General features: G+C 71.3%; 16 protein-coding genes. 6 read left to right on the top strand and 10 right to left on the bottom strand.

The genetic code is table 11. The features are described from left to right. The first annotated feature begins 184 nt into the window (after positions 1–184). The 3 genes from ACFC09_RS11705 to ACFC09_RS11695 all read left to right on the top strand — a co-directional run bounded on the left by ACFC09_RS11705 (position 185) and on the right by ACFC09_RS11695 (position 4,812). A complete protein-coding gene (locus tag ACFC09_RS11705) occupies positions 185–598 on the top strand; it encodes a transglycosylase SLT domain-containing protein (RefSeq protein ID WP_376526073.1) in 414 nt (137 codons plus the stop codon). 449 nt (positions 599–1,047) lie between these two features. Continuing rightward, on the top strand, positions 1,048–4,311 hold the full coding sequence (locus tag ACFC09_RS11700) for a GH92 family glycosyl hydrolase (protein ID WP_376526322.1): 3,264 nt from the start codon (positions 1,048–1,050) through the stop codon (positions 4,309–4,311). Positions 4,312–4,596: 285 nt separating this feature from the next. Then, positions 4,597–4,812, top strand: coding sequence for a hypothetical protein (locus ACFC09_RS11695; RefSeq protein WP_376526071.1), 216 nt, complete (start codon positions 4,597–4,599; stop codon positions 4,810–4,812). A 161-nt stretch (positions 4,813–4,973) separates the two neighbouring features. Here ACFC09_RS11695 and ACFC09_RS11690 read toward each other — a convergent pair whose 3' ends face one another. Then, the gene (locus ACFC09_RS11690; protein WP_376526069.1) at positions 4,974–5,762 is read right to left on the bottom strand and encodes a hypothetical protein; all 789 of its coding nucleotides are present in this window, start codon (positions 5,760–5,762) and stop codon (positions 4,974–4,976) included. A gap of 390 nt (positions 5,763–6,152) precedes the next feature. Continuing rightward, the gene (locus ACFC09_RS11685; protein WP_376526068.1) at positions 6,153–7,388 is read right to left on the bottom strand and encodes a cytochrome P450; all 1,236 of its coding nucleotides are present in this window, start codon (positions 7,386–7,388) and stop codon (positions 6,153–6,155) included. Between the two features lie 243 nt (positions 7,389–7,631). Between ACFC09_RS11685 and ACFC09_RS11680 the strand changes: the two genes are divergently transcribed. Further along, positions 7,632–8,801 (top strand): steroid 3-ketoacyl-CoA thiolase, encoded by a 1,170-nt coding sequence (locus ACFC09_RS11680; RefSeq protein ID WP_376526066.1) that lies wholly within the window; start codon positions 7,632–7,634, stop codon positions 8,799–8,801. Here the strand turns inward: ACFC09_RS11680 and ACFC09_RS11675 are convergent. Then, on the bottom strand, positions 8,785–9,036 hold the full coding sequence (locus ACFC09_RS11675) for a DUF397 domain-containing protein (protein WP_376526065.1): 252 nt from the start codon (positions 9,034–9,036) through the stop codon (positions 8,785–8,787). The genes ACFC09_RS11680 and ACFC09_RS11675 overlap by 17 nt on opposite strands. After that, a complete protein-coding gene (locus ACFC09_RS11670) occupies positions 9,017–9,844 on the bottom strand; it encodes a helix-turn-helix domain-containing protein (RefSeq protein WP_376526063.1) in 828 nt (275 codons plus the stop codon). Before ACFC09_RS11670 ends, ACFC09_RS11675 begins: the two co-directional genes overlap by 20 nt. 119 nt (positions 9,845–9,963) lie before the next feature. Between ACFC09_RS11670 and ACFC09_RS11665 the strand changes: the two genes are divergently transcribed. Continuing rightward, positions 9,964–10,341 carry an ATP-binding protein gene (locus ACFC09_RS11665; RefSeq protein ID WP_376526061.1) on the top strand — a complete coding sequence of 126 codons (378 nt, stop codon included), beginning with the start codon at positions 9,964–9,966 and terminating at the stop codon, positions 10,339–10,341. 1 nt (position 10,342) lies between these two features. On the opposite strand, the gene ACFC09_RS11660 is transcribed toward ACFC09_RS11665, so the two are convergent. From ACFC09_RS11660 to ACFC09_RS11650, 3 genes are all read right to left on the bottom strand, one after another. Next, a complete protein-coding gene (locus ACFC09_RS11660; protein ID WP_376526059.1) occupies positions 10,343–11,404 on the bottom strand; it encodes a winged helix-turn-helix domain-containing protein in 1,062 nt (353 codons plus the stop codon). Positions 11,405–11,689: 285 nt separating this feature from the next. After that, on the bottom strand, positions 11,690–13,300 hold the full coding sequence (locus ACFC09_RS11655; RefSeq protein ID WP_376526057.1) for a hypothetical protein: 1,611 nt from the start codon (positions 13,298–13,300) through the stop codon (positions 11,690–11,692). 124 nt (positions 13,301–13,424) lie between these two features. Beyond that, entirely contained in the window at positions 13,425–14,798 is a 1,374-nt protein-coding gene (locus tag ACFC09_RS11650; protein WP_376526055.1) for a glycosyltransferase family 39 protein, read from the bottom strand. Positions 14,799–15,211: 413 nt separating this feature from the next. On the opposite strand from ACFC09_RS11650, the gene ACFC09_RS11645 reads away from it, so the two are divergent. Beyond that, complete coding sequence (locus ACFC09_RS11645) at positions 15,212–16,861, top strand: hypothetical protein (RefSeq protein ID WP_376526053.1); 1,650 nt, start codon at positions 15,212–15,214, stop codon at positions 16,859–16,861. 43 nt (positions 16,862–16,904) lie between these two features. On the opposite strand, the gene ACFC09_RS11640 is transcribed toward ACFC09_RS11645, so the two are convergent. The 3 genes from ACFC09_RS11640 to ACFC09_RS11630 form a co-directional block, all read right to left on the bottom strand. Then, complete coding sequence (locus tag ACFC09_RS11640; RefSeq protein WP_376526052.1) at positions 16,905–17,768, bottom strand: hypothetical protein; 864 nt, start codon at positions 17,766–17,768, stop codon at positions 16,905–16,907. Between the two features lie 131 nt (positions 17,769–17,899). After that, the gene (locus ACFC09_RS11635) at positions 17,900–18,310 is read right to left on the bottom strand and encodes a peptidase inhibitor family I36 protein (protein WP_376526050.1); all 411 of its coding nucleotides are present in this window, start codon (positions 18,308–18,310) and stop codon (positions 17,900–17,902) included. A gap of 112 nt (positions 18,311–18,422) precedes the next feature. Next, positions 18,423–20,474, bottom strand: a complete 2,052-nt coding sequence (locus ACFC09_RS11630) for a bifunctional glycosyltransferase 87/phosphatase PAP2 family protein (RefSeq protein ID WP_376526048.1) — start codon at positions 20,472–20,474, stop codon at positions 18,423–18,425. Between the last annotated feature and the right edge of the window lie 455 nt (positions 20,475–20,929).

Below are 20,929 nucleotides of genomic sequence, written 5' to 3'. Positions count from 1 at the left end.
GCCAATTCGGCCACAACTAGTAAAAGGGGTCATTGCCTACCCAATCCGGGCCTGCTTCTCTGGGTCCGTCGCCAGGCGCCGACGCACCCTCCCGGGTCGCGGCGCCGACGTACGCCCCACCGCCGGAAACGGCCGGGCCCGCGCCGTACGGAGCGACCCCTGTCCCCGACGCAAGAGGTTCCACGTGTCCGTCTCCCTCATCCGCCGCATCGCCACCCCCAAGAAGGCCATCATGGTCGCCGCCGTGGCCGCCGCCACCACCAGCATGGCGCTGGCCTCGACGCCCGCGCAGGCCGCCACCACGTCGGGCCTTCCCGCTCAGGCGATCGCGAAGAAGATGATCCCGGACGCCGCGCAGTGGGACGCGTTCAACAAGATCGTCTCGCGTGAGAGCGGCTGGAACATCTCCGCCACCAACCGGTCGTCCGGCGCCTACGGCCTGGTCCAGGCGCTGCCGGGTTCCAAGATGTCGTCCGCGGGCTCCGACTGGAAGACCAACGCGGCCACTCAGATCAAGTGGGGCCTGAACTACATGAACTCCCGCTACGGCAGCCCGGTCGGAGCCTGGAAGTTCTGGCAGTCCCACGGCTGGTACTGAGCAGCACCACCCCCTTCGCCATCGCACCCCCGCCCGTCCCGGGCGGGGGTGTCGCGCTGCCGCCCCCGCGCCCCCACCGGCCCAACCGACACCCCTTCACACCACCCGCGCGGAACCCCACTTGGCGACCCTCCCGTCACCCCACCACCGGCGGCGCCGAATTCCCCGACATTCCCCGACTCTTGACACCGCCCGCATACAGGGGGAGCATCCTCGCGTTCCTTGACAACGTTGTCTGTAGCAGAACCGATAACTGACAACGATGTCAGCACACTTCCGCGTGGGAGAGCGAGCACGCCCGTCATCGGCGTGCCCTGAGCTTCCATCAGACACGAAGGGCAGGAGCGGTGTCAGGCTCACTGGTGCGTCAGACTCAAGTGGAGGGCCGGGCTCGTCCCAGACGGCGAGCCCTCGCCTCCGTAGCTGCGGCCGCCGTCGCGGCCCTGGCGATGGCCGCGACCGCCACACCCGCCTCGGCCGCGGCGGGCCGGGGCGCGGTCAAGGATCCGGTCCCCTACGTCAACCCGTTGATCGGCTCGGCCAACGCGGGCAACACCTACCCGGGCGCCGTCCAGCCGTTCGGCATGCTGGCCTGGAGCCCACAGAACTCCCGCGGCAACCAGGTCTCGACGCCCGCGCCGGGCGGTTACCAGTACGACGCGACGAAGATCCGCGGCTTCAGCCTGACGCACCTCAACGGCGTCGGCTGCTCCGGGGCCAACGGCGACATCCCGATCATGCCGTACGTGGGCGACGTCGACTCCTCCCCCACGGCCGACACCACCGACGCCAAGTACGCCAGCACCTTCTCGCACGCGAACGAGACGGCGTCGGCGGGCTACTACAAGGTGAAGCTGGACAGCGGCGCCTCCGCCGAGCTGACGGCCACCCCGCGTACCGGCACGGGTCAGTTCGGCTTCCCCGCGGACAAGTCCGCCAGCATGCTGTTCCGCACGTCCAACTCGGAGAGCGGCAGCACCGCCGCCGACGTCCAGGTGAACGCCGCCGAGCGGACCGTGACCGGTTCGGTCAGCGCGGGCAACTTCTGCGGTCCGCAGAGCGCGAACAACCGCAAGGACCTCTACACGCTGTACTTCACGGCGCACTTCGACAAGCCGTTCGCCAAGGTGGGCACCTGGACGGACGGAACCCTCCAGCCGGACTCCACCTCCGCGAAGGGCGGTACGGGCTTCAGCTCGTCCGGCAACCCGGTGGCCGGCAAGGGCTCGGGCGCGTACGTCACCTTCCCGGCGGGCACCACCGGCGTCGGGGCGAAGGTGGCCATCTCCTACGTCAGCGCGCAGAACGCGGAGGCCAACCTCCGCGCGGAGAACCCGCCGGCCAAGTCCTTCGACTCCGTCAAGTCGCAGGCGGCGGCGGCCTGGCAGCGGGAGCTGGGCAAGATCGAGGTGAGCGGCGGCAGCGACGACCAGCGCTCCACCTTCTACACCGCGCTCTACCACTCGATGCTGGAGCCGACCCTCACCAGCGACGTCGACGGCCGCTACCTGGGCGCCGACCGCAAGCCGCACAAGCTGGCCAAGGGGCAGCAGGCGCAGTACGGCACCTTCTCCGGCTGGGACCAGTACCGCGCCCAGGTGCAGTTGATGACGCTGCTGAACCCGAAGGCGGGCAGCGACTACGCGCAGTCCCTGTTCAACTACGCGAACCAGCGGGACGGCGAGTGGGACCGCTGGCTGCTGGAGAACGGCAAGACGAGCGTGATGTCCGGCGACCCGTCGGCCCCGGCGGTCGCCTCCGTCTACGCCTTCGGCGGCCATGACTTCGACGTCAAGGGCGCCCTGAAGTCGCTGGTCACCGCGGCGACCGTGCCGACGGCGAACGACTCCGACAGCGCGGGCTGCAACGTCGAGTGCGTGGGCCAGCGCCCGGCCCTGGACAAGTACCTGAAGCTCGGCTACGTACCGGCCGACGGCTGCCACTGCTGGGGCGGTGCCGCCGAGACGCTGGAGGACGCGGCGGCCGACTACGCGCTGTCCGCGCTGTCCGGCCAGGTCGGCGACCGCGCGAACGAGAAGACGTTCCTCGACCGGTCCGGCAACTGGACCAACGTCTTCGACCCCAATGCCACGCCGCAGGGCGGCTACATCCGGGACCGGAAGTCCGACGGCACCTGGGCGGGTACGTTCACGCCGGGCACCGGCGCCGGGTTCGTCGAGGGCACCAGCGCCCGCTACACCTGGATGGTCTACTCCGACGTGGCGGGCCTGGCGAGCGCGATGGGCGGCAACGACGCGGCCGTGTCCCGGCTCGACTCGTTCTTCCGCACCCCGGACGGCGCCTTCGACTTCTCCGCGAAGGACGACACGCGCTACGACCCGACCAACGAGCCCGACATCAACGCGCCGTACCTGTACGACTACCTGGGCACGCCGTACAAGACCCAGGAGACGGTCCGCGCGGAGATGGACCAGCTGTGGACCAACACCCCGGGCGGTATCCCCGGCAACGACGACGCCGGGACCATGTCGTCCTGGTACGTCTTCTCGGCGCTCGGCATGTACCCGCAGGTTCCGGGCCGCGCCGACATGGTGCTCTCGGCGCCGCTGTTCCCGCACGCCGTGATCCACACCGGGAACCACAAGACGATCACGGTCAACGCCCCCGCGGCGTCTGCGGACAACATCTACGTCCAGGGTCTGAGGACCGACGGCAAGAAGTCCGACAAGCCGTGGGTCCCCGCCTCGTTCGTCACCCGTGGCGGCACCCTGGACTACACCCTCGGCGCCAAGTCCGACACCTCGTGGGGCAGCGCCAAGGCCGACGCCCCGCCGTCGTTCCCGGGCGGCGGAGTGAAGTTCTTCACCGGGGTGACCCCGGCGCAGCTCAAGGCGGAGCCCGGTGGTGACGCCGTCGGCACCAGCGTCAAGGTGCAGACGCTCCAGGACCAGGACACCAAGGTCCACTGGACGGCGAACCCGCCGGCCGGTCTCACGGTGACGCCGTCCGAGGGCGACTTCATGGTGCCCGCGGGTGGTTCGGTCAGCGCGAAGGTCTCCGTCTCGGCGTCCGCCGGGACCAAGGAGGGCTTCTACACCATCCCGGTGACGCTCGCGTCGTCGTCCGGTGCGGCGCTGCCGAAGACGTCCGCGTCGGTGACCGTCGCCGCGAAGAACAGCATGCTGTGGAACGTCAACAGCAACGGCATCTCCGAGGACGACGCCAACCCGCAGGCCAACTTCGACGGTGAGGGCTGGAGCTACTCGGCCGCCGCGCTGGCCGCGGCCGGTGCGACCCTGGGCGGCACCGTCTCCTCCGGCGGGTTCGACTTCACCTGGCCGAGCGCCGCCGCCGGCGATCCCGACAACATCGAGGTCGTCGGGGGCAACCAGGTGCTCGCGGTGCCGTCGGCCGCCGGTGCCACGAAGCTGAGCTTCCTGGGCAGCGCGGCGGAGGGCGCGGCGAGCGGCACGGTGACGCTCACGTACACCGACGGCACGACGCAGCAGGCCCAACTCGGCTTCAGTGACTGGACGCTCGGCGGCGGTTCGCAGTCGCCGTCGTACGGCAACACGATCGCGGTGCACACCGCTTACCGTGATGTGCAGGGCGGCGGCAAGGACCCGGTGGGTACGGAGGTCTTCGCCACCGCGCCCATCGCGCTCCAGGCGGGCAAGACGCTCGCGAGCGTGACCCTGCCGGCCACGACGAACGGCGGCATCCTGCACGTCTTCGCGGCGGCGACCGCCTGACGACCGGCGCGACCGGTTGACGCCGGTCCCGGTCACGCCGAGGCCCGCTCGGCCCCGTACGGGGTTGGGCGGGCCCTCGTCGTTTGGGCCCGAACCCGACGTTCGAGCAGTCCCCCGGCGAGGCATCCTTCAAGTAGAACCGGAAGTTCGCGCTCGGCAGGGCATCCGTCCCCAGTCCTCACCGCACTGATCAAGCGGCTCGTCGCCGTCAACGGCCCCCGGTCCCACCACCCAGGGCAAGGCTCCCGGCCCCCAGGCACCCACCTGCCTCCCCGGAGGAAAACCATGAAGCTCCTCACGGATCTCGCCGAACGCACCATCGCCACCTACCTGGAGGCGTTCCTCGGTCTGCTCCTGGCGTCCAGCGTCATCGACCTGTCCGCCGCCAAGGCCGCCGCGGTCGCCGCGATCCCGGCCGGCCTCGCCGTCGTCAAGGGCGCCGTGTCCTCACGCATCGGCTCGCCGTCCAGCGCCGCGGCCCTGCCGAAGGGCGGCACGTGACCGTACCCGTGGGGTCGGAGTGAGCGACCCGACCGGGAACCCGCGTTCGAGCGAGCACCACGGCTCAGGATCAAAAGTTTTGCGGCCTCTTACAGTCCATGGCTGCCCCCCGGGCGTCCGCGTGCACCTTGCCGGGCCACCACCCGGTTCAAAGCGGCTTCTTACCGTCCCTGGCTGCGCCCTGAGCGGTGCGCCGGCGGCCACGGTGCCACCGGCTCGGCGTTCCCCTGTGTCCCGACGCTCCAGTCGGCGGGCGGCGCAGACCGCAGGTACGCCATGCCCTGCGGAATCAGTGAGGCGTTATCCGGCGGGTACGCCGCACTCCGGCTGGCACCCTCGCCGTACGGGTTGCCCCAAGGCGAGTACGCCACCGGATCCCCCCAGGAAGGCTGGGCCGCCCCCTCGGCAGGCGCGTACCCGCCGTATCCACTCACGTCGGCCGCGACCGCACCGTCCGGCCCAGACCAATAACCGGGCGCCAGAGACGCCGCGCCAGCGCCGTGGTGCACGCCGCCGAGCCCGCCTGCTGTCAAGCCGGCCCAGATGTCGTCCACGTTCAAACCGTCGAACATCGGCGCCGAGTAGCCGGGCTGCGCGTCCTCCCCGAACGCCTCGTCACCGAGCCGGGACTTCAGATGATTTTGCACGCGCGACGCCGTCCTGCAGACCTGCTCGTCCACCCCCTCCACATTCAGCAATTTACTCGACACTTTGAAGTCGCGCAGGTCAAGCGAAGGATCGGCGATGAGCGACGGCACCGACGCATCCGACGGGCCACTCTCCGGCTGCAGCACATCCACCACGACCGGCTTCCAACCCGACAAACCGAGACTCGGCCAAGCCAACGCCACCCGCAACCCCGCCGGCGGCTTCTCGGGCCACCCCAACGACAGCTGATAATTCTTGTACACGTCCTTTGCCACACTCTGCAGCAGATTCTCGTCCTTCATAACGCTTCTCCGTGCCCGGACGAGCTGCGCGGCGACTCGGTTCCATGCCTTCCTTGTGGCGCCCGCCTCCTCCGCCGCCTGAGCCCGCTTCTGCTGCTCCCAGTTCCGTAGCTTCGCGATTCGGCTCCTGCTGTCTTCTTCGGCTTGCGGCAAATCGCTCCGTGGCATTGCGCTCCGCGCCCCTTCGTTCTCCAGGTGTTTCCGACGCCCCTGCAACGCGCCGCACCAGCATCCGGTTCACCACGGTGTCTACCGGTCTCTGCTGCACCTGACGTGAGGACGTGGCATTCAGCGCGAGCGTCGTTTCTTGACGCGGGAAGCGGCCACGTCGGCCGTACGCGCCGGTGCGGCGGTCTGCCGACGCGGCGTGGGTGACCGTGCCAGAGCCGGTCAACCCGCGCTGACCTGAAGCTCCTTGACCCCGTTGATCCAGGCCGAGCGCAGCCGGCGCGGGTCACCGACGAGGCGCAGGTCGGGCATGGCGTCCGCGATCGCCTGGAAGATCAGGTCGATCTCCAGCACCGCCAGGGACTTGCCGAGGCAGAAGTGCGGCCCGCCGCCGCCGAACCCGAGGTGCGGGTTCGGGTCGCGGGTGATGTCGAAGGAGTCCGGGTCGGCGAAGACGTCGGGGTCGTGGTTGGCGGAGGCGTAGAACAGGCCGACCCGGTCGCCCTTCCTGATCCGCCGCCCGCCCAGTTCGGTGTCCTGGGTGGCGGTCCGCTGGAAGGAGTTGACGGGGGTGGCCCAGCGGACGATCTCCTCCGCCGTGGTGGCGGGCCGCTCGCGCTTGTAGAGGTCCCACTGGTCGGGGTGGGTGAGGAAGGCGTGCATGCCGTGGGTGATGGCGTTGCGGGTGGTCTCGTTGCCCGCGACCGCCAGCATGAGGACGAAGAAGCCGAACTCGTCCATGCTGAGGTTGCCCTCGCCCTCCGCGGCGACCAGCGTGGTGACGATGTCCTTGGCCGGGCACTGCTTGCGGTCGGCGGCCATGTTCATCGCGTACGCGATGATCTCGGTGGCCGACTCCGCGCCGATCTCCTCGGTGATCGCGTACTCCGGGTCGTCGTACGCGATCATCTTGTTGGACCAGTCGAAGATCTTGGTGCGGTCCTCCTGGGGTACGCCGATCAGTTCCGCGATGGCCTGGAGGGGCAGTTCGCAGGCGACCTCGGTGACGAAGTCGAAGGGCCCGGAGCGCGCCAGCGCACCCTGGACTATCGCCTGCGCCCTGGCCCGCAGCCGGTCCTCCAGCGCGCGGATGGCACGTGGCGTGAAACCGCGCTGCACGATCTGCCGGACCCTGGTGTGCTCGGGTGGGTCCATGTTGAGCAGGATCAGCCGCTGGACGTCGATGGCGTCCCGTTCGATGTGCTCGCCGAAGCGGATGATCGCGGTGTTGAGGGTGGAGGAGAAGATCTCCGGGTGGGTGGAGACGTACTTGACGTCCTCGTGGCGGGTCACCGCCCAGTAGCCGTCGTCGGCGAATCCGGCCAGGCCGTGCGGTTGCGGGATCCAGCGCACCGGCTCGGCCCGGCGCAGCTCGGCGAACTCCGGCAGGGGCACGCGGCTGTGCAGCAGATCGGGGTCGGTGAGGTCGAACCCGTCGGGCAGTGCGGGACAGGGCATGAGCGGCTCACTCCCACCATTCTGACGAACCATCAGGAAAACCCGGTCGCCGCGACGGTAGTAACGGGTTCTAGAACTAGCAAGGCCCACGAGGACCCCAATTGCCCGCAGCCCCCTTGCGGTTACGGACGGTCTGTCAGCAAACTGCACCACAGAACTGATACGCGTTCTAGTTATGCGTGGCGGGGCCGGGCCGGGACGCCTCCGCGCCGCGCGGGTGACCGAGGAGAGGACGTTTCCCCCATGGCCGCGGAACCCGTGATCGTCGAGGCCGTACGGACCCCCATCGGCAGGCGCGGCGGCGCGCTCGCCAACCTCCATCCCGCCTACCTCCTGGGCGAGACCTACCGAGAACTCCTGGGCCGCACCGGCATCCCCGCCGACTGCGTGGAGCAGATCGTCGGCGGCACGGTGACCCACGCCGGCGAGCAGTCCATGAACCCCGCGCGTACGGCCTGGCTGACCGCGGGCCTGCCGTACGAGACGGCGGCGACCACCGTGGACTGCCAGTGCGGTTCCTCGCAGCAGGCCGCGCACCTGGTGGCGAACATGGTCGCGGGCGGCGTCATCGACGTCGGGATCAGCTGCGGCGTCGAGGCCATGTCGCGGGTGCCGCTCGGCTCCGGCTCGAAGCACGGTCCGGGCAAGCCGTTTCCCGACGAGTGGAACGTGGACCTGCCCAATCAGTTCGAGGCGGCCGAACGCATCGCCCGCAACCGCGGTCTGACCCGCGAGGACGTCGACCGGCTGGGGCTGCGCTCGCAGGAGCGGGCCGCGAACGCCTGGGCCGAGGAGCGCTTCAAGCGGGAGACGTTCGCCGTGCAGGTGCCCACCACCGAGGAGGAGCAGCACGCCGGGCAGGGCATGTGGCGGCTCGTCGACAAGGACGAGGGGCTGCGCGACACGTCCATGGAGGCGCTGGCCGGGCTGAAACCGGTCATGCCGAAGGCCATCCACACGGCGGGCAACGCGTCACAGATCTCGGACGGCGCGGCGGCCCTCATGTGGGCGTCCAAGCGGATGGCGCGGGCGCTGAAGCTGCGCCCGCGGGCCCGGATCGTCGCGCAGGCGCTGGTGGGCGCGGACCCGCACTACCACCTGGACGGCCCGATCGACGCGACCAACGCCGTGCTCGGCAAGGCCGGGATGTCCCTGAAGGACATCGACCTGGTCGAGATCAACGAGGCGTTCGCGTCGGTGGTGCTGAGCTGGGCCCGGGTCTTCGACCAGGACCTGGCGAAGGTCAACGTGAACGGCGGTGCGATCGCGCTCGGGCACCCGGTCGGAGCGACCGGGGCCCGCCTCATCACCACGGCGCTCCATGAACTGGAGCGCGCCGACAAGGAGTTCGCGCTGATCACGATGTGCGCGGGCGGTGGACTGGCCACCGGGACGATCATTCAGCGGCTGTAGCCCACCCCAGGAACTCCGTGAACACCGCGGGCTCGAACGCCAGGTGCGGGCCCGCGGGGTTCTTGGAGTCGCGGACGGCTACGGTGGCAGGAAGTTCGGCGACTTCCAGGCACTGGCCACCCTGATCGCTGCTGTACGTCGACTTCCGCCAGGCCAGATTGCCGAGGGTGGCGCACTCGACGCAGGAGCCCCCCTGATCTCCGCTGTAGCTGGACTTATGCCAGTTGCTCTCCATAGCGGTCCTCCATCACGCGCCGGATCAAATCCGCCGAGTCCTTGAGGGATAGAGCGGCGGCTTGAAGATGATCGTAACGGAGCGAGCAGTCTTTGACCGTGTCCGGATTGGCGGTCGGATGCCCACTTCCGTAGCTTTCGGTATAGAGGATGGTTGGGTCACCAGCAAAGCGATAGAGGTCGAACGAGCCGGTGAGGCCCGCGTGCGACCCAGCGGAGAACGGCAGCACCTGGATGTTGATCCGTGGGTTGTCCCGAAAGGTCAGTAGGTGAGCCAACTGGCCGTGCATGATCTCCCGGTCACCGATCTCCAAAATCAACGCAGCCTCGCTGAGAATCGCCCAGAAGACCGGATGTTCCTCCTTCTCGAAGAGTTTCTGACGAGCCAGCCGAACGGCGGTGCGGTCTTCAAGGTCACTGCGGTTCACCGCTCCCAGAACCGCGCGAGCGTACGCCGGAGTCTGGAGCAGGCCGAGGATCATGTGCGTCTGGAAGGAGTTGATCTCGGTCGCCCGTACTTCCAGCTCCGCCACCTGCCGAAACCAAGCCGGAAGTTGCGACCGCATCACCAGCTCGACCAGTCGTGACAGCAGGCCGCCCGTCTCCAGGGCCGCGTCCGCCCGTTCGCTGAACTCCTGCGTCGGCAACTTCCGCGCGGTTTCGATCTGGCCGACCAGCGACCCCGTGTAGTTGAGGATGTCGCCGAGCTGCCGCTGTGTCAGTCCCGCGGCCTCTCGGTGGCGGCGCAGTTCGAAGCCGAAGTAGTCGAGCGGCGAGGCGCCCGGGTCGAGGACGTTGATGTGGGTCACGTGTGATCCCCTCTCGCGCAACTCGGTCCACAGCGGGACCCGTTGTGTCTGTTCCATAGCCGAGCGTAGTCGCGGCAGGTCAGCCTCGTTGCGTGAACTTCAATATTCCCCATTACCGCATGAGCCTCACGGTCGGAGAGCACTCCGTACGGCACATCCGCAACATCGTCCGTTCGCTGCTGCACGACTGGGGGCGGGCCGAGCTGACGGACGCCGTGGAGCTGGGCGTGACCGAGTTGGTCACCAACGTCGTCCGGCATGTGCCCGACCGCCGCTGCGTCCTGCTGGTGCAGCGGCGGCGGGCGGTCGTACGGGTGGAGGTGACCGACAGGTCGCCCGAGTTGCCGCTCGTCTCGTTCGGGCCGGCGCTGGACCGGGAGGGCGGGCGCGGGCTCGTCCTGGTGGACGCGGTGGCCGACAAGTGGGGCGTCGAGCCGCGGCCCGGTGGCGGGAAGACCGTGTGGTTCGAGTGCGGTACGGGCCCGTCGGCCCCGTGATTCAGCACATGGACACGTGCGGGGCGATCTCGATCGTGCCCGCGGCCCACTTGGCGCCCGTAACAGGCCGCAGCCCGCGGTCCGGGCGCTGCGCGGCGCGGGCGCGGCCCTGGCGGACGACGAGCCGGTCCCCCTCGGACGTGCGCTGGTAGTACACGCGGTTGCCCTCGCGTATCCGGTTCAGCAGGCCGACCCGGTGCAGCCGGGTCAGGTGGTACGAGACGGTCGAGGCGGTCATGTGGTGCCGCTCGGCGAGTTCGATGGTGATCCGGGGTCTGTCCAGGTCCGACAGGAGGAGGAAGCGGGCCTGCCCGATGACCTGGCCCAGCGAGTCCGACACCGCGGGATCCGCCGCCGGCCGGATGCCGCTCCGGCCGGAACTCACCGGGTAGGTGAGGTGTGTTCCGTCCTCGCCCCACGGGTCGGTGCGCAGGAGCCATGTCGTCGCCAGTGGCGCGGGACACAGGGTGATCCGGCTGGTCTCGCGGACCTGGAGCGTGCGCGGGTCCTGGATGCGGAGGGTGCCGGAGTCGTAGGTGAGGGCCGGGTGCAGGGAGTTGAGGGTGGCGGCCAGCCCGTGTTCGGCGATGGCGGCGGCACGGTGCCGGATGTCGCCCTCGGCCGCCTGGCGCACGGAGTTCCAGCGGGCCGACACGCTCGCCGACCAGAACCGGCCCAGTTCCCGGGCGATCCGCTGGGCGAACGCCCGCTCCCCGGCCTCCAGGGCGGTGGTGATCTTCCGCAGTTCGGCCGGTTCCGGCCCCCGGACGGCCCGTACGGACTCCAGGAACCTCCCCATCTGGCGTGCGACGACCCGGCTCGGCGCCGTGGCCACCGCGTGCAGTTCCTCGTCGAGTGAGCCGTGGTCCGCCGCGCCCGCGAACAGGAAACCCGGCACATAGCTCTGTTTCGCCCGCCGCAACGCCATGAGCAGACCCCCGTCGTGGCGCAGGGAGGTCTCCCGTACGGCTCGTTCCAGCTTGAGCCCGCCGACGGCGGTGAGGCCGAAACCGAGCAGGGAGCCGAGCTGCTCCAGCGGGGAGACCACGAACGTGGTGGACATCAGAGCGTCAGAGGTCAGATAAGCGGAAATCACACAATCCCCCATTGTTGACTGCCACACACCGCCGGTCGGGTCGGCGACCAGCGGAAGGGACGCGTGCGGCGGTCTCGGAAGGCCCCCGTCACCGTCCGTTCGGATCCTCACACGACGGCGGGATTTCCTCCATATCGTTTCGGACACCCGCACATGTCGAGTGAGGAGAAAACGGGACGGAAGCGCTTTTCACCCGTCAAAAAGAATCGCCAGATACGGGACATTCGAGCCTGTTCAAAAGACTCGTGCGCATCAGCGAACGCAGTGCCCGGGGCGGGCGTAGACCAGAACCTGCGCGCCGCGCACGCGAATCCGCTCGCACACCTCGAAAGACGACCGCAGGGTCTGCCGTTTGACCTCCTCCTGCGGGAAGGGGTCGAGCGGCTGCCCGGCGGGATCGGCCAGCGCGATGACGCGGTCCGCCGACAGGATGCGCTGCCGGATGGTCGCGGCGGGCAGTTCGGTGCCTTGCAGGGTGCGCGAGGCGGCCGGGGACCCGGCGAGCGCCAGGTCGTCCAGGCGGTTGCGGACGGACGGGTACGACAGCAGCCACTCGCGGCGCCGGGCGGGCATGAACAGGACGCCGTCGCCGTCGTGCGCGGTCCGCTCGACGGCATGGGCGACGGCGACCACGTCGTCCTTGCGGCTCTCCGGGGAACGGACCAGCAGCGACCACGGCAGCAGCACCGCGACGGCGAGGGCGGCCACCGCACCGGCGGTCAGCGCGCGTGCCACCGGGGCCAGCCGGTGGCGGCGCCGGACGGCGCGGGCCAGGGCGGCACCGGCGGGCAGCGCGAGACCGGCCATGCAGTACAGGACGTACCGGTCGACGTACCACGGCTTGACGAGGGAGACCGCCATGAGCAGTCCGGCCGGGGCGATCAGCAACGGGAGGGCGAGGGCGGGCAGGGCGCCGGAGCCGACGGCGCCGGAACCGCGCCCGAGGAACCGGCACAGCAGCAGGCCCACGACGGCGAACGCGGCGAACTGGAGCCACGCGTTCAGGCTCGGCCGTCCCAGCCAGCCCAGTTGCTGGTCCGCCTGCCCCGCGCTCACCGCCGCCAGCGGGAGCAGGCTCAGCACCACGCAGGCCGCCGCGAGGGCCCAGCGGCGCCAGGTCCGCCGGGGCACGCGCAGCCGCCACAGCGTCAGCGCATGGGCCACGAGCGCCAGGACGGCGAACTCGTGCAGCCAGCTCGCGAGGCCGAGCGTGAGCGCGTACGCCACCCACCAGCGGGCCCGGGAGACTCTTGGCCCGTCTTCGGGGCCGCGGTCGACCGTGCCTTCCGTGCCGCCCTCGATGCCGCGCAGAAAGAAGTACGTCGCCCAGGTGACACCCGCGGTGACCAGGGCGTAGGAGCGGCCCTCCTGCGCGTACTGCTGTGTCACCGGCAGCAGCGCGAAGACGAGCCCGGCGAGCAGGCCCGCGAACCGGCCGGACAGCCGCCCGCCGATCGCCGCGACCCCGGCCGCCGCCAGCGCGGTCGCCGCCACCGAGGGCAGCCGCAGGACGACGAGACCGCCGTCCCACGCGGCGAACACGGCGTGCATGACGAGGTAGTACAGGCCGTGCACGGCGTCGATGTGGCCCAGCAGGCCCCACAGGTCGCCGAGCGAGCGATGGGCCACCTGGTACGTGACCGACTCGTCGCGCCACATGCTGTCCTGCCGGTCGATCCCCCACAGGCCGAGGGCCAGCGCGGTCGTGGCCGGGACGGACACCGTCACCGCCCGGTCGCGCCCGGCGGTCCGCCGCGTCGCGGCCTGCGGGGCGTCGGCCGGTGGGGCGTCGACCGGGGCGACGAGCCCGGCGTCGTCTTGCCGAATGATGGTCTTCTCCTTGTGCGGTCGGGTGGTGCTCACTGTCGTGGTGGTCGGTCGGGTGGCGGTCGGTCGAGTGGTGATCGGTCGAGTGACGGTCCGTCGAGTGACGGTCGGTCGAGTGACGGTCGGTCGGGTGGTGGTCGGTGGGACGGTGTTTTCCGGGTCAGCAGTGGTCGCCGCGTTCGTACACCTCGATCCGTGCGGTACTGACGGTGCTGCCCGCGCACCGGGTGAAGTGGTCGCGCAGTGCCGTCTCCTTCGCCTCCTCCCGCCCGTTCGCCTCCTGACGCTCACGTGCGGGTTCCCGCACCACGACGATCCGTGAGACGCCCAGGATCCGCTTCCGGATGCCTGCGGGCGGAAGTTCGGTGCCGTAGAGCGTGTGCGACGGGTGCGGCGCGGCGGCCAGCGCTAGGTCGTCCGCACCGTACGCGGCGGGCTCCCGGCCGAGCGTCCACACCCGGCGGCTGCCCGGCAGGAACAGCACGCCGTCGCCGGGGGCCACCGTCTCCCGCACCGCGCGGGCGATGGCCGCCACGTCGTCGGTCCGGCTGGCCGGGCCGCGCAGGTGTGTCCCCACGGGCCCCACGGCGACCAGTACGGCGACGGCCGCCGCGCAGGCCAGGACCGCGCGCGGGCGGACGGACCGCCACAGCGCGTCCAGGGCGGCGCCCACCAGGAGGGCGAGACCGGCCTGGGCGTAGAGCACGTACCGGTCGACGTAGAGGGGTTCGACCGCCGAGGCCAGCAGCAGTGACGCCGGGGGCAGCAGGAGCAGCGGGAGGGCCAGCGTGCCGAGCGCCCGGGGGGCGCGGGCGTGCCGGAGCACCGCCGCGCAGGCCGTCCCGATGGCCGCGGTCAGCAGGAAGCCCAGCACGTCCGTGCCCACGGACACCTCGATCCAGGCGACCTGGCCCGACTGGCGCAGGCTCAGCAGCACCAGGGGCGAGACCACCGCCGACGCTCCGGCGGCTGCCACCGCCCACGCCGACAGGACCGGTCGCGGCGCCCGCGCCGCGAGCAGGGCGACGCCGTGCGCGGCGAGCACCGGCAGCGCGAACTCGTGCAGCAGACCGGCCAGGGCGGCCAGCGCCGCGTACCCGGCCCACCAGCCGCGGCGGCGCCCGCCGTCCGCCGCGTTCAGCAGCACCCGGGTCGCGGCCACGACGAGGGCGGTGACCAGGGCGTAGGAACGGCCCTCCTGCGCGTAGCGCTGGACGACGGGCAGCAGCGCGAACACCACGCCCGCGGCCGGTCCGGCCCGGGGCCCGGCCAGCCGTCGGCCCACCGCGGCGACCCCCACCGCGGCGCCCGCCATGGCCAGCACCGACGGCAGCCGCAGCGCGACGAGGCCGCCGTCCCAGAACCCGAACACCGCGTGCATCAGCAGGTAGTACAGGCCGTGCACCGCGTCGGTCCCGCCGAGCGTCGCCCACAGGTCGGGCAGGCCGCGGTGGGCCATGTCGTAGGTGACGGCCTCGTCCTGCCACAGCGTGCCCTGCCGGCGGATGCCCCACAGTCCCAGGGCGAGGCTCAACGCGCCGGGGGCCAGGACGGCGAGACGGTCCGCGCGGCGGGGCCGGCCGGATCGCGGCGAGGACGGCGCGGCCGGGCGGACGGGCAGTGGGCGGGTTGCGGTGGCGATGGCCGGCTCCTCTCGGGTGCGGTGGGGTGAGCCGTCGGCGGACGGGTGCGGTGCGGTGGACCACCGGCGGGCGGGTGCGGTGGGGCGAGCCCCCGACGGGCGGGTGCGCTGGGGCGAGGCGAGCCCCCGGCGGGCGGGTGCGGTGCGGCGGACAGGTGCGGTGCGGTGAGCCGTCGGCGGGCGGTTCAACAGCAGTCAACGGGCCGGGGAATTGATGGTCAGCCGCCATGGGGCCCGCCTATCAATCCCGCGTCGCGTACCGTGAACCGCTGATCGCAGGAACGGGGAACGCAGGGGGAGTCACCGTGGGCCGTGCGGAGAAGCCGCTGGATCCGGATGCCGGTCCGCTGCCCCGGTTCGCCCATGGGCTGCGCGAGTTGCGCCGGATCGCCGGGAGCCCCACCTACCGGGACATGGCCGCCCGCGCCGGGTACTCCGCCCCCACCCTGTCCGGCGCCGCCACCGGCGAGCGGCTGCCGTCGCTGCCGGTGACGCTGGCCTACGTCGAGGTCTGCGGCGGCCCGCGCGAGGAGTGGGAACGGCGCTGGCACGCCCTCGCCGACGAACTCTCCGCCCGGCCGGTCGCGGCGGCCGAGGACGAACCGGCGCCCTACCGGGGGCTCGCCCGGTACGGCACGGAGGACGGCGCCCTGTTCTTCGGGCGCGACCAACTGGTGGCGGACCTCGTCGCGCTGGTCCGCGAGCACCGCTTCGTCGCGGTCGTCGGTGCCTCGGGCAGCGGCAAGTCCTCGCTGCTGCGCGCGGGGCTCGTCCGGGAACTGCGCGGCCTCGGCGAGCGGGACGGGCGGCCGGCCGCCCTCCGGATCTGCACGCCCGGCCCGACGCCCCTGCGGACCCATGCCGCGCTGCTGGAGCCGGTGCCCGGCGACGCGGACACCGTGCTGGTGGTCGACCAGTTCGAGGAGGTCTTCACGCTCTGCCGGGACGCGGCGGAACGCGCGGAGTTCATCGGCCGGCTGCTGCCCGCGCGGGCGCCCGCCGACGCGCGGGCCGCCGCCGGGCCCGGGCTGCGCGTGGTCATCGCCGTCCGCGCCGACTTCTACGGCCGGTGCACCGACCACCACGGTCTCGTCGACGCGCTCAACGCGGCGACCCTGCTGGTCGGTCCGCTCTCCCCCGAGCAGGTCCGGGAGGCGGTGGTGAAGCCGGCCGCGGCCGGACGGCTGGTCGTGGAACGGGCGCTGACCGCCCGGATCGTCGCCGACGTGGCCCAGGAGCCGGGGGCGTTGCCGCTCATGTCGCACGCCCTGCTGGAACTCTGGCGACGGCGGCGGTCCCGCACCCTGACCCTGGAGGCGTACGAGGCGATCGGCGGCGTCCAGGGCGCCGTGGCCCACACCGCCGAGGAGGTGTTCGCGGGTTTCACGGCCCGACGGACCGCACTCGCACGGGGGTTGCTGCTGCGGCTGATCACTCCGGGCGAGGGCACCCCGGACACCCGGCGGCCGGCCGCGCGGGCCGAGCTGGCCGGGTCCGAGGAGGCGGAGCAGGTGCTCGAAGCCCTCGTCCGGGCCCGGCTGCTGACCGTCGACGGCACCGGCGTGGACCTCACGCACGAAGCGCTGATCACCGCCTGGCCACGGCTGCGCGACTGGGTGGAGAGCGACCGCGAACGGCTGCGACTCCAGCGGCGGTTGACCCGGTCCGCCGAGGAATGGGAGGAGCTGGGACGGGATCCCGGTGCCCTGTACCGGGGTGCCCGGCTGCTGGCCGCGCGGGACGCGTTCCTGACCGCGGACGGGCCGGCGCCCGATCTGACCCCGCTGGAGCGGGAGTTCCTGACGGTGAGCGTGCGCACCGGGCGGTTCGTCCAGCCGGCGCTGGTCCGGCTCCGGCGTTTCGTGCGCAGCCGCTGGTGGCTGGTGTTCCGGCTGGCGGCGCTGTGCGCGGTCGTACTGTGGACGGTGTGGTTCCTCAACCGCGACCACCCGTGACCGTGCCGTCGCGCAGAAGCAGACCACGTGGACGACGGACCGGTCAGCGCCGGTCGAGTACGGCACGGGCGGCGGCGAGCTGGCGGTCCTTGGCCGACTTCAGTGCCGTGAAGTACGCCTGGTGCGCGCGGATGTCCCGCTCCTGGATGCCGCGCTCCTCCTCGCTCAGCGCCTTCACCAGCCCGACCCGCTGCTTGCAGGCCACGTCGGCCTGCGCGGTCTGCTTCTCCGCGGCGGACGGGGTCTTCGAGCGGGCCCAGCGCGGGTCCTCGGCGGCGGCGTAGAAGTCCTTGTACGTGTGTCCCTGCTCCGCCATGCAGCGCGCCCAGGCACGCGTGACGCGTACGCCCTCCGGACTCTTCAGCGCCTCGTCGAGGCTGCCGGAGTTCAGCCGGCCCACGAGGTTCTCGTCCGGCTGGTTTCCGCGCGCGAGTCGGTCGCCCGCCTGCGGGTAGCAGCCGTCGCCGGGAGCCAGCGCGGCGGCCCGCTCCGCCGCGCCGAGGCGGTTCTCCCGGTCCGCCTTGCGGGCGGTGACGTCGGTGGAGCCCATCAGCCGGGGGTTGGTCCGGTAGCCCATCTCCTTGGCGACCGCCGTCTCAATGAGGCCGTAGCGGCGGCGGTTGCGCAGATCGGGGTACTGCCCGCGGTCGTCGATGACCTCCCAGTCGTGTCCCTGCCGCTTCATGCAGTCGCGGGTCAGGACGTCCTTGGCGGTCTCGATCAGGTAGATCTCGTTCACGGACAGCTGGTAGCCGTCCAGCGGGAGGACGAGGTCGCGTACCTCCGCGGTCGGCTCGGGGGCCGCGGCGAGCACGGTCGCCGGGACCTCCTGCCGTCCGGAGGTGCTGCCGCAGCCCACGGCGAGCAGGACGAGGGCCACGGTCCCCACCACACGGTGCCTGGTCATTCGGCCACCACCCCACTGCTTCGGAACCGATCGGAACTGATCGGAACTGATCGGAACGAACTGGAACGAACAGGAACGAACAGGAACGGACCGGAGCGGCGCCGGTCGAGCCGGCGCCGCCCCGGGGTGGGTCACAGGAAGACGACGCAGCTCGCCTTGTTGTCGAAGCTGTTGTTGCTGAAGTCGCTGTCCACGCTGTTCGGCTTGGCGGTGTAAGAGGCACCGCTGCACGCGGTGCCCTTGTCCCACAGGCCGACGTAGGAACTGGTGAAGTTCCGCATCGAGCTGGCACCGTTGTTCATGACCTGGGTGGTGCCGCCCCAGTACTTGTTGTTCAGCTCGACGTCGGAGCCGGAGAAGTTGGCGTAGTTCCCGCCGTAGTTGTCGTGCTGGTAGAGCACGAAGTAGGTGGCCTGCGTGCCCGCCTCGGCCGCGGACGCCGTGGGCGCCGTCGCGATCGCGCCGACGGCGCACAGGGCCAGAGCACCGAGAGCCACGCCCAGCTTGTGCTTCATCTGCTGTCCTCCCGTTCGGGTGGTCATGGTGGTGGCGGATCTCCGTCCGCCACCGACAGTCCACGCGAACCGGGGCCACAGGTACAGATGTTTAGAAAACCTTCGAATGTTGCCGCTGAGGCGGAAGGTGCATGCCCCGTCAGACGCCGTTCGCGTGCAGGTGCTCCCGGTCGCGTCCGTCCGGCGTCCGGTCGGGCGGGCTGCCGTCCGCGCCCGCGGCGGCCGGGCGCGGCCCGGTCAGGGCGTAGGCCAGCCCGAACCCGGCGGCCACCACCGCCGCGCCGCCCACCGCGTCCAGCACCCAGTGGTTGCCGGTGGCCACGATCGCCGACACCGTGAACAGCGGGTGCAGCAGACCGAGCGCCTTCATCCACCACTTCGGGGCGAGGACCGCGATGACCACCCCGCACCACAGCGACCAGCCGAAGTGCAGGGACGGCATCGCCGCGTACTGGTTGGTGAGGGCGGTGAGGGTGCCGTAGTCCGGCTTGGAGAAGTCCTGGACGCCGTGCACGGTGTCGATGATGCCGAGGTTCGGCATCAGGCGGGGCGGGGCCAGCGGGAACAGCCAGAAGCCGACCAGGGCGAGCAGGGTGGCGAAGCCGAGGGAGGTACGGGCCCAGCGGTAGTCGACCGGGCGGCGCCAGTACAGGACGGCGAGCACGCTCAGCGGGACCACGAAGTGGAAGGACTCGTAGTAGAAGTCGAAGAAGTCCCGCAGCCAGCCGATCTTCACGACGGCGTGGTTGACGGCGTGCTCGATGTCGATGTGCAGGAACCGTTCGGCGTCGAGGATGAGACGGCCGTGGTGCTCGGCGGTGGCCCGGCCCGCCGCGTTGCTGCCGCCGGTCGCCGCGAGCCGGACCTGCTGGTAGGCGGCGTAGGTGACGCGTATGAGGAGCAGTTCGAGGAGCAGGTTGGGGCGGGTCAGGACCCGGCGGAAGAAGGGCAGGAAGGGCACGCGGCGGAAGCGGGCCGGGGCGGGGGCGTATCGCGTCGGGACCGGTGAGCGGTAGTACGGCGAGGTGCGGGGCAGGAAGGGTACGGCGGTGGCGGCGGCCAGTGCGGCGAGCAGCACGATGTTGTCCCGCAGCGGGTACACCGCGGGCGTGTTCGGCAGCATCATCTTGGCGGGCAGCGTGGTCACCAGGACCACGGCCACCGGCCAGACGTAGCGGTCGGAGGCGCGGCTGCCGACCCGGCCGACGACCGCGAGCAGCACCCACAGCAGTTGGTGCTGCCAGGTGGTCGGCGAGACGGCTATGGCCGCGCAGCCGGTGATCGCGACGGCGAGCAGCAGTTGGCCGTCGTGGGCGTAGCGCACGGCGCGGCGCAGGGCGAGGGTCGCGACGACCGCGCCGAGCAGCAGGAACAGCGCGATCTCCAGCGGACCGGTCAGGTCGAGGCGGAGCAGGGCGCCGTGCAGGGACTGGTTCGCGAGGGCGTCGGCCTTGCCGCCGAGACCGACGCCGGCCATGTGGTGGACCCAGTAGGTGTACGAGTCGTGCGGCATCGCGGCCCAGGCGAGCGCGGTGGCCGCGGTGAACGTACCGGTGGCCCAGGCCGCGGCTCGCCTGCGGCCGGTGAACCACAGCAGGGGCGCGAACAGCAGCACGGTCGGCTGGAGGGCGGCCCCGATGCCTATGCACAGGCCGCCGGCGCGCTGCCCGCGCACGGCGAAGCAGCCGAGGAGGACGAGCAGCACCGGAATGATGCTGGTCTGGCCGAGCCAGAGGGTGTTGCGGACCGGCAGCGACAGCATGAGCAGGCTGATGGCGACCGGCGTGGCCAGCAGGGAGGTGCGGCGGCTGACGGGCTGGGGCAGGGCACGGGCGGCGACCAGGCCGAGGGCGACGACCAGCAGCAGGGTTCCGAAGGTCCAGCCCCAGCCGAGCGCCTGCTGGGCGGCGCGGGTGAGCGGTTTGAGGACCAGCCCGCCGAAGGGGGTGCCGGTGAACTGGGTCGAGTCGTACAGGGACCCGTTGACGTGCAGGACGCCACCCGGGCCGACCCAGGTCTCCAGGTCCGTCAGCCGCTTCCCCCGGGGTGTGCCGAGGACGGTGGCCAACTGCCGTACCGCGAGGATCGCGACCACCGCCCACAAGCCCAGCCTGGCCGCCTTCAGCCGCGCCTGGTCCGGCGCCTGCGCGAAGGCTTCCCCCCCTCGCCCGCCGTGCTCCACGTTCGCCACGCCTCGTCGGCCTCCCGCCGCATCCGTCCCGCACGCCCCGCGCGGGTTCCCTGAGCCCCCCGTGAGGCGGCATCGCCCCCTGGGGGGACGCGGGAAACCCCTGCTTCACCTGACGTCCGCCCGCCTTTTGTCCGGAAGACGATAGTCCGAGAGGGGCACGGCTGCGTCCGCGGGGGCGGGATCGGCTGCGTCCGTGGAGCGGGAGCGACCGCGACCACGGAGGGCGGAATCGGCTACGTCCACGGGGGCGGGATCGGCTGCGTCCACGGGGCGGGAGATCGGTGGCGACGAGGGGGTGTGGGCCGGGGATCCCGGGGCGACTCGGCGGACTCGGGCCGCCCCCGGGCTATTTGGCCGCGCTACTTGGCCGCGCTACTTCGCCGCGCTACTTCGCCGCGCTATTTCGCTGCGCTGTACATCGAGGCTCGTATGTAACGTAAGGGGCGAATTCCGCC

The organism is Streptomyces sp. NPDC056161, from assembly GCF_042268025.1.
Classification (GTDB): domain Bacteria; phylum Actinomycetota; class Actinomycetes; order Streptomycetales; family Streptomycetaceae; genus Streptomyces.
Note: the sequence above shows the minus strand (reverse complement) of the source record. Positions and strands in the feature narration are given on the sequence as shown.

Excerpts from the sequence above, each read along its gene's own strand:
- ACFC09_RS11665 (WP_376526061.1), top strand. The coding sequence starts at position 9,964 with ATGAGCCTCACGGTCGGAGAGCACTCCGTACGGCACATCCGCAACATC.
- ACFC09_RS11685 (WP_376526068.1), bottom strand. The coding sequence starts at position 7,388 with ATGCCCTGTCCCGCACTGCCCGACGGGTTCGACCTCACCGACCCCGAT.
- ACFC09_RS11695 (WP_376526071.1), top strand. The coding sequence starts at position 4,597 with ATGAAGCTCCTCACGGATCTCGCCGAACGCACCATCGCCACCTACCTG.
- ACFC09_RS11675 (WP_376526065.1), bottom strand. The coding sequence starts at position 9,036 with ATGGAGAGCAACTGGCATAAGTCCAGCTACAGCGGAGATCAGGGGGGC.
- ACFC09_RS11660 (WP_376526059.1), bottom strand. The coding sequence starts at position 11,404 with ATGTCCACCACGTTCGTGGTCTCCCCGCTGGAGCAGCTCGGCTCCCTG.
- ACFC09_RS11635 (WP_376526050.1), bottom strand. The coding sequence starts at position 18,310 with ATGACCACCCGAACGGGAGGACAGCAGATGAAGCACAAGCTGGGCGTG.
- ACFC09_RS11680 (WP_376526066.1), top strand. The coding sequence starts at position 7,632 with ATGGCCGCGGAACCCGTGATCGTCGAGGCCGTACGGACCCCCATCGGC.
- ACFC09_RS11690 (WP_376526069.1), bottom strand. The coding sequence starts at position 5,762 with ATGAAGGACGAGAATCTGCTGCAGAGTGTGGCAAAGGACGTGTACAAG.
- ACFC09_RS11700 (WP_376526322.1), top strand. The coding sequence starts at position 1,048 with ATGGCCGCGACCGCCACACCCGCCTCGGCCGCGGCGGGCCGGGGCGCG.
- ACFC09_RS11640 (WP_376526052.1), bottom strand. The coding sequence starts at position 17,768 with ATGACCAGGCACCGTGTGGTGGGGACCGTGGCCCTCGTCCTGCTCGCC.